A 14,160-nucleotide genomic window follows, 5' to 3' on the forward strand; every position below is an offset into this window, starting at 1 on the left:
AAAAATACTATCTTTATGGATTATTATATGCCTCTGTAATGAAAAGATTATTTGTCCTCATACTATTTTTGACACTTAAAATAGGTCTTTCCCAAGAAGAATTAAACCATGTTGTATATTTTGAAACCGATAAATATGAGGTTCCAGTAACTGAGGAAAATAGATTGTTACTGTTTATTTCAACACTTTCTGATATGGATATTGAATCCATTTCCATTTTTGGGTTTTGTGATGACCGGGGCGCCTCAGACTATAATTTAAAACTCTCACAACAACGTGCTGATGCCATCAAAGCCATTTTTGCCAATAACGAAATCAGTGAATCATTGATAACCAATGTGGACGGCAAAGGAGAGGTGTTACTAAAAATAGTTGATGAAAAAGATGTCTTAAAAATAAGAGGTCTTAACAGAAAAGTAGAAATTATTGTAAAGCCAAAACCACCAAAGGTAGAGGTGATTGCTGAAGAAAAAAAGCCAGATAAAAAGAAGGATGTCCCTGAAATTATAAAAGGCGATCTTAAGGTGGGCGATAAAATCGTTTTTGAAAATATCTTGTTCAAAACCGGTTACAGTACCGTGATGCCAGAATCAAAAAAAACATTGGAGGAAATTGCCAAATCCTTGGTAGAACGAAAAGATATATATTTTACCATTCAAGGCCATGTATGTTGTACACAATTCAGTCGTGATGCGGTTGACAGAAAAACCAAGAAACGCAATCTATCTGTAGCAAGGGCCAAATATGTGTATGATTATTTTGCTAAAAAAGGCGTTGATAAAAAACGAATGAAATATGTAGGCTTAAGGCGTTTGTTTCCTTTGGGCGGTGATCCAAAATTTGACAGACGCGTAGAAATTTTGATTACCTATGTAAAAGAATAATTAAACTTACTTTACTAACGTAACGGGTTTTGGTTTGAATAAAAAAACAATACTATGTGTCTTTATCTTACTTACAACAAGCTTTTACGTTTGGAGCCAAACATATGTGCCCGATGATAATTTTGAGCAGGCTTTAATTGATTTAGGTTATGACTCCGGTCCTCTAGATGATTATGTACCCACGGCAAATATTAGTGGTATTATTGATTTAGATATCGATTCAAAAAATATTGCGGATCTCACGGGTATTGAGGATTTTTTAAGTTTACAAACCTTGAATTGCGAAACGAATTTGTTATCCGTTATAGATGTCAGCAAAAACACGGCATTGACCCAATTATTCTGCGGCGGTAATTTGTTATCAAATATTGACATAAGCATATTACTTGATTTACAAATATTTTGGTGCCAAGACAATCAAATGACCAATATTGATGTCACAAACAATACCCAATTGATTTCGTTGGTATGTGGTAATAATTTATTGACCAATTTAGATGTCAGCAAAAATAAGTCATTAAATGTATTGTCCTTTGAAGACAATCAAATCAGCGCCATAAATGTTTCAAATAATACCACGCTTAATCATTTGAATTGCAAGAACAACCTACTAAGTAGTTTAGATGTTACCAATAATACTATGCTTACTTATTTTGATTGTAGCTATAACCAAATCAATGTTTTAGATCTTTCTAAAAATAATTTATTGATATCCATAAGCTTAAAAAATAATGCGTTGTCAGAGCTGGATGTGTCACAAAATAAACAGTTAACAGAAATGGATTGTAGCAATAATATGTTGTGTAAGTTAAATATGAAAAACGGCAATAACAACAATTTGGTCTTCTGTGATTTTTCCAATAATCCAGATTTGAATTGTGTGGTTGTTGATAACCCTTCTGGTAATCATGCTATCTGGTCGCCTTCAACCTTTTCAAATTATGTTTCCTCACAATCCAATTGTTCAGGTTTTGTAAATGTTGATACCTTAAACAATGTTGTAGGAAGCAGTTATACATTACCTTCTTTAACTTATGGAAATTATTTTACCGCACCTGATGGCTCAGGTATGCAACTTTTTCCCGGTGACCTTATTACAAGCTCCCAAACTATTTATATTTTTAACGAAACCGCTTGCAACAGTAACGAAAGTAGTTTTACTGTTTTAATACAGGATGGCGATTATTATATTCCTAGATACTTTACGCCAAACAATGATGGCAACCATGATTTTTGGCAAGTTTTAGACGCTACCAATACCATAAACCACATTTCCATATATAACAGATATGGTAAACTTATTAAAGACATGTTGCCTAATACTGTGGGTTGGAACGGAACTTTTAATGGTAAACCATTGGAATCCAATGATTATTGGTACGTGATTACGTTTAATTCTGGAGAGACTTTAAACGGTCATTTTACCCTGAAACGATAATAGTTATTCCTTTATCATGGCAATATGTGGAATATCATCTTCTAAATATTCCTGACCTATTTCCTTAAATCCTAAATTATTGTAAAACGATTTTAAATAAGCCTGAGCTGATATTTTTATGAATGTTTCTTTATAGCTGTTTTCAATTGCTGAAATTGACGCTTTCATAATGTCATAACCATATTTAAACTGGCGTTGGTTTTTAGCCACAACTACACGTCCTATACTGGCATTTTCAAAATAATCACCCGGTTTGAAAATACGGGTGTAAGCAACTATCTTATTATTTTTAATTCCAATAACATGAAGTGCTTTTTGGTCTTTTCCATCAATATCTTGATACACACAGTTTTGCTCAACCACAAACACCTCACTGCGCAATTGAAGGATGTCATAAAGTTCCTGGGTTGAAAGTTCTTGAAACGATTTTACTTGTATCTCTATCATTTGTTATAAACTTTCAAAAACTGTATTTTAATCTTGAACAATCACATCCTTAATATCACATTTTCCAAACTCTGGTTGGATATTAACATGGTTGATATCATAATTTTCATGAACCAAATCCTCAATTTCATGAAGAATGGTATCAAACTTTGATAAAGGAATATCTTCTGTGAAATCTATATGCGCCTCCAAATGAATTTCTTCTTCGTTTAATTGCCAAATATGGACATGATGCACATTTTTAATACCTTTTAATTTCTGAATATCTGCAACTATTTTTTCTATTTCAATGGAATTAGGCGTGAATAACATGAGTACTTTAAAAGAATCTTTTAATAAGTCATATCCCATAACAATTAAATACAGCGCAATGATTAATGTCAACACACTATCTACCCAATATATCTGATAGTATTTCATTAATAAACCGCCTATCAATACAGCTACACTGGCCATCATATCAGTTAGTAAATGAAGATACACACTTTTCATGTTCATGTTGGTTTCAGAATCTTTTTTAAGTAACAGCACACTAAATCCATTACCTAAAATAGCAATCAATGATAACCATATAACCAAACCTGATTTTATTTCATGAGGATCTTGAAACCGGATGATGGCTTCCTTAATCAAAAAAATAGCTACCACAATCAATGTTGCAGCATTTACAAAAGCAGCAACAATTTCTGCTCGTTTATAACCAAAGGTTTTTTGCAAAGATGCTGCTTTTCCTGAATACTTATTGGCAATATAACTGATTACCAAAGAAAGAACATCACTAAAATTATGTAATGCATCACTTAATAAGGACAGACTCCCAGATATTAAACCACCTACTACTTGTGCAAGGGTTATAACAATATTCAGTAAAATTGAAATAACAAGATTACGCCCTCTTAAATTAACATGGTTGTGTGAATGATTATGAGAATGTCCCATTTAACAAGAAACTGGTATTTTATTGATTCGTGCCTGATGACGGCCACCTTCAAACGCTGTCCCTAAAAACGTATCAACCATTTCTATAACTTGTTGTCGTGCCGTAAAACGCGCAGGAATACTTAAAATATTAGCATTATTGTGTTGGCGAGCCAATTCCACAATTTCTTTATTCCAACATAAAGCAGATCGCACACGTTGGTGTTTATTGGCTGTCATATTAGCACCATTGCCACTCCCACAAACAATGATTCCAAAATCTACTTTGTTTTGTTCCACGTCATTGGCAACAGGATGTACAAAATCTGGGTAATCAACACTATCCTCAGTATCTGTACCATAGTTGATAACTGTATAACCTTTTGATTCTAAATGCTTTATAATGGCGAATTTATATTCTACACCGGCGTGATCATTTCCTATTGAAATATTCATATCTGTTTGTTTTAAAACGGTAAAGGTAATAAATATGACGTATTTATTATGTGCATTACTAGTTTGATTACTTGTTAATAACTGGTTATTATTTTTTAAAACTAAAACCTTGTAAATCCATTTATTTTTTCAAAGGCAAACCTGATTAAAACCACCTAATTTTTTAAGCTATTTTTTTATACATTTTATAAGACAAATTTCAACTGATACAAACACTAAAATTTAAAATAGTTATAACCAAAAAGCTATTAATTTCAGTTGTTAACAACTGTTTATAGAATACTAAAAATCATTAAAAATGAACATATTAAAATACTTTGTATTGTTAATTAACTATTAACAGAAAGTAAATAAATTGTAATCAAAATAAAATTCAAAAAAGTTATACCACATATTAACAACCTATAATAAACATCATTAATTTTTTAAAATTTTAAAAAGAAAATATGATTATGTTATATATGGTTGATAAGTAGGTTTTATATAAATATAACATAAAAGAAATCTGATTAAATATTTAAAATGTAACTTTGCAGAAAATAAATAGCTAATTCTTCACCTTTATTAAGCTATTTAATAACATAATTTCCTGTATCTTAGGAAATAGAAATGATCATAAAAATTACATGACAAGAAAGAAAAAAAGGAAATCATCAAACAAGATTTCAAACCTTACAAATACCATACTTAGTATTTTAAAAAAAGACAGAAACCAAAGTTTTAACTATAAACAAATTGCTGCCAAATTGGGCGTGAATGATGCCAGTAGTAGAAACCAAATTATTAAAAAATTACATGCTTTAACTGCACAGAAGGAAATAGAAGAAGTAGAGCGCGGTAAGTTTAAAGCTATTATAACAACAGAATACCACTCTGGTGTTCTTGATTTATCAGCCAAAGGATCTGGTTACGTGATCAGTGATGATTTTGATGAAGATGTATTTATAGCATCCAATAATATAAACAGAGCTTTAGAAGGAGATGAAGTAGAGTTTTATGTGTATAAACGCCGAAAACGAGGAAAAATAGAAGGTGAAATCACTCAAGTTATCAAACGCGCAAAAAATGAGTATGTTGGTGTGATCCAAGTGCATTCCAATTATGCTTTTGTGATACCGGATAGCAATAAAATGTACAAGGATATTTTTGTGCCAATTAATAAAACCAATAAAGCCGAAGACGGCGATAAAGTATTGGTGTCTTTAGAAGATTGGCCAGAGAATGCCGATTCACCTTACGGAAAGGTTTTAAAAGTGCTTGGTAAACCAGGAGAGCATAATACAGAAATACACGCCATTTTAGCAGATTACGGCTTACCTTATGAATTTCCTCAAGAAGTGGAAGCGTTTGCTAATAAAATAGATACAACTATTACCAAAGAAGAAATTGCAAAACGTCGGGATATGCGTGATGTATTGACGTTTACCATCGACCCAAAAGACGCTAAGGATTTTGATGATGCTTTGTCTTTCAGAACTTTGGATAATGGACTTTTTGAAATAGGTATCCATATTGCCGATGTATCCCATTATGTGCAAGAGGGCACCATTCTGGATGATGAAGCTTATGAACGAGCCACCTCTGTTTATTTAGTGGATCGGGTAGTGCCCATGTTACCGGAAGTGCTTTCAAATAATGCGTGTTCATTACGTCCAAATGAAGAAAAATACACCTTTTCTGCTGTGTTTCAAATTAATGACAAGGCCGAAGTTAAAAACCAATGGTTTGGTAGAACGGTCACGTATAGTGATGCACGTTTTTCTTATGAAGAAGCACAAGCTATCATAGAATCAAATTCTAATAATATTCCGAAGGAAGTTTCACTAAGTGGAAAAGCCTATCAAACAAAACCTGAAATAGCCCAAGCTGTTTTAAAATTGGATGAATTGGCTAAAATCATGCGGAAAAAACGGATGCGTGAAGGCGCTATTTCATTTGATAAAGTAGAAGTAAAGTTTGATTTGGATGACCAAGCAAATCCTATAGGTGTATTTTTTAAAACCAGTAAAGAAGCTAATAAATTAATTGAGGAATTCATGCTACTTGCCAATAAAAAAGTTGCTGAGTTTATAGGTAAACAATCACCTAAAAAAACCTTTGTATATCGGGTTCATGACGAACCAGATGTAAGTAAATTGGCAGCTCTACAAAGTGTGGTTTCTAAATTTGGTTACAAACTGAATTTTAAAGACCGAAAAAGTACAACAGCTTCCTTAAATAATTTACTGCAAGATGTTGTTGGTAAAAAAGAACAAAACCTAGTCGATACGCTGACCATTAGGAGTATGAGCAAGGCGGAATATACCACTCATAATATTGGTCATTATGGTTTGGCATTCGATTATTACAGTCATTTCACATCACCTATTCGCCGATATCCTGATGTGATGGCACATCGTTTACTACAACATTATTTAGATGGTGGTAAATCGGTTAACGAAGATCTTTACGAAGATAAATGCCAGCATTCCAGCGATATGGAAAACTTGGCAACCAAAGCAGAACGAGACTCTATAAAATATATGCAAATCCGTTTTATGGAAGACCACAAGGATGAGGAATTTTTAGGTGTCATTTCTGGTGTTACCGATTGGGGCATTTATGTGGAGATTATAGCTAATAAATGTGAAGGTATGGTAAGTGTACGCGACATCAAGGATGATCATTATATATTTGATGAGGTTCAATATGCTTTGGTAGGTAAAAACACTAAAAACATGTATCAACTTGGTGATGAAGTGATTGTAAAAGTGAAAAACACCGATTTGGTTAAAAAACATTTAGATTTTAATTTAATTGGAATAAAAGAGGAATAATTATTGATAACTTTACGTTATCATAAAAAAACACATATTAACAGATGAAACGTTTATTAACACTACTTACGGTTGTAATCTCGCTATCGTTATCCGCACAAAACCCAATAGAAAAAACAATAGGGGAATTTACAGAACTAAAAGTCTATGATTTAATACAAGTTGAATTGGTTAAATCTAATGAAAACAAAGTTGTTATTTCAGGAAAAAACACTGAAGATGTTTTGGTTAACAACAAAAACGGAAAATTAAAAATAAAGATGAACCTTGAAAAGATTTTTAATGGAGACGATACAAAAGTGACCCTGTATTATACGTCGTTTGATGTTTTAGATGCCAATGAGGGTGCTACGATTTCTTCAAAAGACATAATTAAACAGTTTGAAATAGATTTAAGAGCTCAAGAAGGTGCACAAATCAATGTGCCTTGTGATGTCACATATACCAATGTGAAAGCGGTTACAGGGGGAATTGTAGAAACAACAGGAACCTCAAAAAACCAAAAGGTAAGTTTACTTACTGGAGGTGTGTATAAAGGAGAAAATTTAAGTACAGAAAAAACCGAAGTATCCATTAATGCCGCTGGTGAAGCATATATAAAAGCTACTAAGTTGGTTGATATAAAAATAAGGGCAGGAGGCGATGTATTTATTTATGGCCATCCCGAAACAGTTAATGAAAGTAAAGTATTTGGTGGACGTGTAAAACGAATGGATTAATAAAATTCAATGTTAAAAGCCTGTTTTAAACAGGCTTTTTTTTGCTTAACATGCAATTCAAACCCTAAGCCTTTATATAGTTTTAAAATATTTCTTTACTTTGTGCAAAGTCCAGTTTATTTATGTTTGATGATGTTTTAAGAGCGGTTCCTTTTGGTATATTATTAGCCTTTACCATAGGGCCTGTTTTTTTTGTGCTCCTTGAAACAAGTATAACCAAAGGTTTTAAAAGCGCCTTGATTTTTGACTTGGGCGTTATGTTTGCCGATATGTTATTTATATTGGTTGCCTTTTTTAGCACAAACAAACTTTTGGACAAGATTAAGGACGATCCCAACTTCTTGATTTTTGGTGGAGCTTTGTTAGCCGTTTATGGCTTTATATCCTTTATTAAAACATCCAAATCATTTCGGGATATCGTTAAGGAATACCATAAAATTGACATTCAAAAAAAATACGGAAAGCTCTTTCTTAAAGGGTTTCTGCTTAATTTTATCAACATAGGCGTCTTATTGGGTTGGGTTGGATTTATAGTTATTGCCAACTCATTGACCGAAACCCAAGATGGTGTTTTAGCTTTTCTTTTCACTATATTAATTGTTTATTTTTTGGTAGATCTAGTTAAAATAGCAGTGTCCAAAAAACTAAAAAACAGATTGACACCCAGACTTATTTTCAAAACAAAAAAAATAATTGCCTTGGTTATTTTAGGTTTTGGCGTGTTGCTGCTGGTTCAAGGATTTTTTCCAAAGGAAAAGAAAATGCTCAAAGACAAGTTAGAGCAAATACAGATTATAAAAGAAAAACCTTCAGAATAAACTGAAGGTTTTTTTGAGGCGTCGAGCGGATTCGAACCGCTGTAGAAGGTTTTGCAGACCTCTGCCTAGCCACTCGGCCACAACGCCATTATTTGACTGCAAATGTAAAAAAAAATAAGACTTTTCAACAGCTAATCCTATTTTTTACGTTTATCTGTCATTTTAATCGTTACTTTTTCAACATCACCGCCAATGGGAGGGTTTAGTTTACTTACCCAAACGGTCGCTTTTTTAACCAGGGTATCTTCCTTAAAGATACGATCTAAAATACGTTTTCCCACGGTTTCAAGCAAATAGGAAGGCCGGTTCATTTCTTCTCTTACAATTCTATTTAAAAACACATAATCCACGGTATCACTCAATTTATCAGTTTTTGCTGAGGTTTGTAAATCAGCCTCAACTTCTAAGTCAACACGATAGTCGCTTCCTATTTTGGTTTCTTCTTTTAAGCAACCGTGATGTGCAAAAACACGGATATTTTCAACTTTTATAATTCCCATTATATGGCATTTTAAGTCCGCAAAATTACCTAATTTTGCACAATATTTTTTGATTAATACTATCAGTTTCAAATTATAAAGGCCAAACCGCATTTTTTATGTCTGAAGAAAGAAAATCACTCAATTTTATTGAGCAAATTATAGAAGAAGATTTAGCCAACGGAATGAAAACAAACGACCTGCGTTTTCGTTTTCCGCCAGAACCTAACGGATATTTGCATATTGGGCACACCAAAGCCATTGGTATCAGTTTTGGTTTGGGTGAAAAATACAATGCTCCGGTTAATCTTCGTTTTGATGACACCAATCCAGCAAAAGAAGAACAAGAATATGTTGATGCCATAAAAAAGGATATTGCGTGGTTAGGGTATTCTTGGGACAAGGAATTGTATTCTTCAGATTATTTTCAGCAGCTCTTTGATTGGGCCGTTATGTTGATTAAACAAGGAAAAGCATATGTGGATTCACAATCGTCTGATGCGATGGCTGAGCAAAAAGGCACACCAACCCAACCTGGTGTTGACGGGCCTTACAGAAATAGAAGCGTAGCCGAAAACCTTGATTTGTTCATGCGCATGAAAAATGGTGAGTTTGAGGAAGGTGCCCATATTCTTCGCGCCAAAATTGATATGCAACACCCCAATATGTTGATGCGCGATCCTATTATGTATCGCATCATAAAAAAACATCACCATAGAACGGCTGATACTTGGTGCATATACCCAATGTATGACTGGACACATGGGGAAAGTGATTATATAGAGTCTATTTCGCATTCATTGTGTTCGTTGGAATTTAAACCGCACAGAGAGCTTTACGATTGGTTTTTAGACCAAGTTGTACAAGCAGGAAACATAAGACCTAAACAACGAGAGTTTGCGCGTTTAAACTTAAGCTATACCATTATGAGTAAGCGTAAGTTGTTACAACTGGTTGAAGATAGAATTGTAACTGGTTGGGATGATCCTAGGATGCCAACCATTTCGGGATTGAGACGTAGAGGCTATACACCAGCAGCCATTAGAAAATTTGTGGAAACCGTAGGTGTTGCCAAACGCGATAATGTGATTGACGTGTCGTTGTTGGAATTTTGTATTCGAGAGGATTTAAACAAATCCGCACCACGGGTTATGGCTGTTTTAGATCCGGTAAAACTGGTTATTACCAATTATCCTGAGGATAAGGAAGAATGGCTTGAAGCAGAGAACAATCAAGAAGATGAAAGCGCCGGTTTTAGAGAAGTACCTTTTTCAAAGTATCTGTACATTGAAAGAGACGATTTTAAAGAACAAGCCAACAGCAAATACTTTAGATTGACTTTAGGTAAAGAAGTCCGCCTTAAAAACGCTTATATCATCAAAGGTGAATCTGTTGTTAAGGATGCTTCGGGAACTATTATGGAAATCCATTGTACCTATGATGAAGCTAGTTTAAGTGGAAGCGGAACGGAAGCCAGTTTACGCAAAGTAAAAGGAACGCTCCATTGGGTATCTATAAAACATGCGCTTAAAGCAGAAGTAAGAGAGTATGACCGGTTGTTCATGGATGAAGCACCAGATGGCCATCAAGACAAAGACTTTATGGAATTCCTCAATCCAGAATCCTTAAAAATTGTTGAAGCTTATGTAGAGCCTAGCTTAGCAACTGTTAAAGTAGGAGAGCGGTTTCAGTTCCAACGGATAGGCTATTTTAATGTTGATGATGATTTTACACCCAATCATTTGGTCTTTAATAAAACGGTTGGCTTACGTGATTCTTGGGCAAAACAAGAACCTACAAACCAAGCGCCAAACAATCAGAAGCAATCAAACCAAACGGAACGTAAGGCTATTGATATAATTCAGCAACTGGGAAAAAAATATACCAATCTTCCTGAAGCTAAACAAATCAAGGTTAAGGCAGAGATACAAAAGCTAGCAGAAGGCGTGACTTATGAAGAGCTTGCACCATTATTCAATACAGCCGCAAAAAAGACAGGTACACGAATAGCTGTTATGATAACCTTAGGAGTTTTGCTTAAGCAAGGTTTAGAAAAAAACTCAGATATTGAAGCCTTTATTGAAAACGCCTTAGCTGATAGTAATAGCTTGTTGGTGGCCGAAGCACAAAACATATAAACAGCTCATTTACAAATTCATAAATATATAAGATATTGGAATTTTAGTTATATTTAACTTCAAACTAAAACTAATATAATATGGAAATGAATTTTTTAGCAATTCTTGTTGCAGCGGTTTCTGCACTGGTTGTTGGCTTTATTTGGTACAATCCAAAAGTGTTTGGCAATGCTTGGATGCATGCTGCCGGTATGACCGAAGAACAAATTAAAGGTGGTAATATGGCCAAGATTTTTGGTATGGCCTTATTGTTTGCGCTTATGTTGGCTGTTACAATGCCTGTTTTGGTCATTCACCAAATGGGAGCGATGAGTTTAACCAAAGGCGATTTGGGAGAATTACAATCTTATACAGCTTTTATGGCTGATTATGGCGATGCCTTTAGAACATATAAACACGGAGCTTTTCATGGATTGTTATCAGGTATTTTTATAGCATTGCCAATTTTAGGTACAAATGCCTTATTTGAGCGCAAAGGCGCTAAATATATCTTGATAAATAGTGGCTATTGGATTGTTACTTTGACCGTCATGGGCGCCATTATTTGTGGTTGGAGATAAAATTTTGTAATTAATTAACAATATGAAAGACTGAAGTGTTTTAACTTCGGTCTTTTTTCATTTTTGATTTGAACACATATCGCATTTATAGGTCTTGTAAAGAACTTCCTGAAAATTGGGATGTCATCGTGAAACACGATGTGTTTTTGCAATCCAACTATTTAATGGCATTGGAAAAGGCTCCACCAAATAACATTCAATGTTTTTATTTAGGGGTCTTTAAAGATGGTGAATTGATAGGCGTTGGTTTAATCCAGCATGTTCGGTTGTATTTAAAAGATATGTTTAGGCTAAAAGCTGAAAGTTGTTTTAAGGATGTTCTTAAAAACAATCTTGCCAAATTGTTAAAAGGACATGTTTTGGTGCTTGGGAATTTAACCCATACAGGACAACATGCCATGTATTTTAATCAAAAAAGCATAACACAAATAGAGTTTTTTGAGCAGGTTTTTAAGGCGTTTAATGAGCTTGAGCGACTGATTAAAATACAATACAACAAAAAAATCCATGCGGTGTTGTTAAAAGACTTTTTTAAGAATGATCAAATTCATCAAGCCAAGCACGTGTTTGATTCACATAAACTACATCAAGTTGCTGTGCAGCCCAACATGATTATGCCTATACTGCCAAACTGGAAACACATGGACGATTATGTGGCCAGTTTAAATTCAAAATATAAAACCCGATATAAGCGAGCAAGGAAAAAAAGAAGTGGTATAAGGTGTGAAGAACTGCACATTAACGCTGTTGAAAGCTACTCTAACCAATTGCATGCATTATACTTAAATGTTTGCAAAAATGCTGATTTCAACACCTTTGTCTTACCTCAAAACCATTTTTACCAACTAAAAAAAGAGCTTAAGGATAGTTTTAAGGTTTTTGGATATTATTATCATGATGAACTGATTGGGTTTTTTACACTACTATGCAACAACAAATCGTTAGAAACATATTTTCTGGGCTATGATGAAAACCATCAATATAATAATCAATTGTATTTGAATATGCTTTATGACATGGCCAAATTTGGTATTGAAAACAACTTCTCTTCAGTTATATATGCCAGGACCGCCATGGAAATTAAAAGTTCTGTTGGTGCTAAACCAGAGCCCATGTTTATGTATTTAAAGCACAATAATTTAGTAATGAATACGCTGTTTAAGTATATTTTCCGTTTTATGAATCCAACACAAAAATGGCAGGAACGGCACCCATTTCTTAAGGATTAACCTTTCCAATTTTTGCTTTTTTGACTAATTTTCACTAAATTATAGCATGATGAAAAAAGCAGAAGAATTACTTACGGAAATAAATAAAGTAAAAAGGAAGATAGAAACAGACTATCCTGAACTTGACAAGTATCTAAATGAAAACCCGATAACCATTCCCAATTTTAAAAACCCAAAAATTGGTATTGAAACACTTCAGGAGTATTTGGATAGCTTGACCAGTTTAATTGAAAAATATAAAAAAGAGCATAAATAAAGGTCCCGATATACATATCGAGACCTCTAGAGTATTTAAGCTTTTATTGTTTCTTTTTGTTTTTAGCTTCTTTGATGGCTTCGCCTATTTGATTACTGGCCGTAAAACTGGCCACCATATCATTTAGCATGTTACTCCCAGCTTGTGGGGAATTGGGCAATAAAATTAGGTTGCTATTAGTTTCTTGTCCGAGTGATTGCAACGTATCATAATGTTGGGTCACAACAATTAGGGCAGAGGCTTCTTGTGAATTGATGCCAACTCTGTTTAAAACATCTACTGATTCTTCCAGTCCACGTGCAATTTCCCTACGTTGATCGGCAATACCTTGACCTTGTAAACGTTTGCTTTCGGCTTCAGCTTTTGCTTTTTCAACAATTAAAATACGGGCTGCATCACCTTCATATTGGGCAGCTGTTTTTTCTCTATCAGCGGCGTTAATCCGGTTCATGGCGGCTTTTACTTGTGCATCTGGATCAATATCTGTTACCAATGTTTTTATAATGTCATAACCATATTCCATCATGGCATCGTTCAATTCGGTTTTAACGGCAATGGCGATATCATCTTTTTTTACAAATACATCATCCAATTTCATTTTTGGCACTTCGGCTCTTACCACGTCAAACACATACGAAGTGATTTGTTCGTGCGGATAATCCAGTTTATAAAAGGCATCATATACTTTTTCTGGAATCACTTTGTATTGAACAGAAACTTTAAGTTTTACAAATACGTCGTCCAACGTTTTGGTTTCAATGATAACGTCTAATTGTTGAATTTTTAAACTCAATCTACCTGCAACACGGTCTATGATTGGAATTTTCATTTGTAATCCTGAATGGCGAATACTTAGAAATTTTCCAAAACGCTCAATAATGGCTGCTGACTGTTGTTTAACAGTAAAAAAGGAGGATAACAATATTATTACTCCTAGAAAAATAATGGGGATGAAAAAGAAGTTCATAAATGTATTTTTAAATGGTTAAAAGAATAAAATAC

At 33.9% G+C, this 14,160-nt stretch carries 14 protein-coding genes and 1 tRNA gene; 9 read left to right on the forward strand and 6 right to left on the reverse strand.

Annotated features, from left to right (window positions below):
* The first annotated feature begins 38 nt into the window (after positions 1-38).
* Positions 39-884 carry an OmpA family protein gene (locus tag IEW94_RS13145; protein ID WP_188653817.1) on the forward strand — a complete coding sequence of 282 codons (846 nt, stop codon included), beginning with the start codon at positions 39-41 and terminating at the stop codon, positions 882-884.
* A gap of 34 nt (positions 885-918) precedes the next feature.
* Entirely contained in the window at positions 919-2,322 is a 1,404-nt protein-coding gene (locus tag IEW94_RS13150) for a T9SS type B sorting domain-containing protein (RefSeq protein ID WP_188653819.1), read from the forward strand.
* A gap of 3 nt (positions 2,323-2,325) precedes the next feature.
* Here IEW94_RS13150 and IEW94_RS13155 read toward each other — a convergent pair whose 3' ends face one another.
* The 3 genes from IEW94_RS13155 to IEW94_RS13165 are packed head-to-tail and all read right to left on the reverse strand — an operon-like array spanning position 2,326 to position 4,143.
* Positions 2,326-2,769 (reverse strand): GNAT family N-acetyltransferase, encoded by a 444-nt coding sequence (locus IEW94_RS13155; RefSeq protein WP_188653821.1) that lies wholly within the window; start codon positions 2,767-2,769, stop codon positions 2,326-2,328.
* Positions 2,770-2,796: 27 nt separating this feature from the next.
* A complete protein-coding gene (locus tag IEW94_RS13160; RefSeq protein ID WP_188653822.1) occupies positions 2,797-3,708 on the reverse strand; it encodes a cation diffusion facilitator family transporter in 912 nt (303 codons plus the stop codon).
* Positions 3,709-4,143, reverse strand: coding sequence for an RpiB/LacA/LacB family sugar-phosphate isomerase (locus IEW94_RS13165; RefSeq protein ID WP_188653825.1), 435 nt, complete (start codon positions 4,141-4,143; stop codon positions 3,709-3,711). It abuts the gene before it with no gap.
* 626 nt (positions 4,144-4,769) lie between these two features.
* On the opposite strand from IEW94_RS13165, the gene rnr reads away from it, so the two are divergent.
* The 3 genes from rnr to IEW94_RS13180 all read left to right on the forward strand — a co-directional run bounded on the left by rnr (position 4,770) and on the right by IEW94_RS13180 (position 8,496).
* Positions 4,770-6,959, forward strand: coding sequence for a ribonuclease R (gene rnr, locus IEW94_RS13170; RefSeq protein ID WP_188653827.1), 2,190 nt, complete (start codon positions 4,770-4,772; stop codon positions 6,957-6,959).
* A 44-nt stretch (positions 6,960-7,003) separates the two neighbouring features.
* Positions 7,004-7,678, forward strand: a complete 675-nt coding sequence (locus IEW94_RS13175) for a head GIN domain-containing protein (protein ID WP_188653829.1) — start codon at positions 7,004-7,006, stop codon at positions 7,676-7,678.
* 122 nt (positions 7,679-7,800) lie between these two features.
* Positions 7,801-8,496: a LysE family translocator gene (locus IEW94_RS13180; protein ID WP_188653831.1), complete on the forward strand. Its 696-nt coding sequence runs from the start codon at positions 7,801-7,803 to the stop codon at positions 8,494-8,496.
* A gap of 16 nt (positions 8,497-8,512) precedes the next feature.
* Here the strand turns inward: IEW94_RS13180 and IEW94_RS13185 are convergent.
* Both IEW94_RS13185 and folB read right to left on the reverse strand, forming a co-directional pair.
* A tRNA-Cys gene (locus tag IEW94_RS13185) sits at positions 8,513-8,583 on the reverse strand.
* Positions 8,584-8,633: 50 nt separating this feature from the next.
* Positions 8,634-8,996 (reverse strand): dihydroneopterin aldolase, encoded by a 363-nt coding sequence (gene folB, locus IEW94_RS13190; RefSeq protein WP_188653833.1) that lies wholly within the window; start codon positions 8,994-8,996, stop codon positions 8,634-8,636.
* A 98-nt stretch (positions 8,997-9,094) separates the two neighbouring features.
* On the opposite strand from folB, the gene IEW94_RS13195 reads away from it, so the two are divergent.
* The 4 genes from IEW94_RS13195 (at position 9,095) to IEW94_RS13210 (ending at position 13,158) form a co-directional block, all read left to right on the forward strand.
* Positions 9,095-11,113 carry a glutamine--tRNA ligase/YqeY domain fusion protein gene (locus tag IEW94_RS13195; RefSeq protein ID WP_188653835.1) on the forward strand — a complete coding sequence of 673 codons (2,019 nt, stop codon included), beginning with the start codon at positions 9,095-9,097 and terminating at the stop codon, positions 11,111-11,113.
* 80 nt (positions 11,114-11,193) lie between these two features.
* The gene (locus tag IEW94_RS13200) at positions 11,194-11,673 is read left to right on the forward strand and encodes a DUF1761 domain-containing protein (RefSeq protein ID WP_188653837.1); all 480 of its coding nucleotides are present in this window, start codon (positions 11,194-11,196) and stop codon (positions 11,671-11,673) included.
* A 68-nt stretch (positions 11,674-11,741) separates the two neighbouring features.
* Positions 11,742-12,902, forward strand: coding sequence for a GNAT family N-acetyltransferase (locus tag IEW94_RS13205; protein ID WP_229669525.1), 1,161 nt, complete (start codon positions 11,742-11,744; stop codon positions 12,900-12,902).
* 49 nt (positions 12,903-12,951) lie between these two features.
* A complete protein-coding gene (locus IEW94_RS13210; RefSeq protein WP_188653838.1) occupies positions 12,952-13,158 on the forward strand; it encodes a hypothetical protein in 207 nt (68 codons plus the stop codon).
* A 43-nt stretch (positions 13,159-13,201) separates the two neighbouring features.
* On the opposite strand, the gene IEW94_RS13215 is transcribed toward IEW94_RS13210, so the two are convergent.
* A complete protein-coding gene (locus IEW94_RS13215) occupies positions 13,202-14,125 on the reverse strand; it encodes an SPFH domain-containing protein (protein ID WP_188653839.1) in 924 nt (307 codons plus the stop codon).
* Between the last annotated feature and the right edge of the window lie 35 nt (positions 14,126-14,160).

Origin of the sequence: Yeosuana aromativorans, from assembly GCF_014646655.1 — a bacterium.
In the GTDB taxonomy this organism is placed as follows: domain Bacteria; phylum Bacteroidota; class Bacteroidia; order Flavobacteriales; family Flavobacteriaceae; genus Yeosuana; species Yeosuana aromativorans.

Coding starts and splice junctions, on each gene's coding strand:
- IEW94_RS13180 (WP_188653831.1), top strand. CDS start 7,801: ATGTTTGATGATGTTTTAAGAGCGGTTCCTTTTGGTATATTATTAGCC.
- IEW94_RS13165 (WP_188653825.1), bottom strand. CDS start 4,143: ATGAATATTTCAATAGGAAATGATCACGCCGGTGTAGAATATAAATTC.
- IEW94_RS13200 (WP_188653837.1), top strand. CDS start 11,194: ATGGAAATGAATTTTTTAGCAATTCTTGTTGCAGCGGTTTCTGCACTG.
- rnr (WP_188653827.1), top strand. CDS start 4,770: ATGACAAGAAAGAAAAAAAGGAAATCATCAAACAAGATTTCAAACCTT.
- folB (WP_188653833.1), bottom strand. CDS start 8,996: ATGGGAATTATAAAAGTTGAAAATATCCGTGTTTTTGCACATCACGGT.
- IEW94_RS13155 (WP_188653821.1), bottom strand. CDS start 2,769: ATGATAGAGATACAAGTAAAATCGTTTCAAGAACTTTCAACCCAGGAA.
- IEW94_RS13145 (WP_188653817.1), top strand. CDS start 39: ATGAAAAGATTATTTGTCCTCATACTATTTTTGACACTTAAAATAGGT.
- IEW94_RS13195 (WP_188653835.1), top strand. CDS start 9,095: ATGTCTGAAGAAAGAAAATCACTCAATTTTATTGAGCAAATTATAGAA.
- IEW94_RS13160 (WP_188653822.1), bottom strand. CDS start 3,708: ATGGGACATTCTCATAATCATTCACACAACCATGTTAATTTAAGAGGG.
- IEW94_RS13215 (WP_188653839.1), bottom strand. CDS start 14,125: ATGAACTTCTTTTTCATCCCCATTATTTTTCTAGGAGTAATAATATTG.
- IEW94_RS13210 (WP_188653838.1), top strand. CDS start 12,952: ATGAAAAAAGCAGAAGAATTACTTACGGAAATAAATAAAGTAAAAAGG.
- IEW94_RS13175 (WP_188653829.1), top strand. CDS start 7,004: ATGAAACGTTTATTAACACTACTTACGGTTGTAATCTCGCTATCGTTA.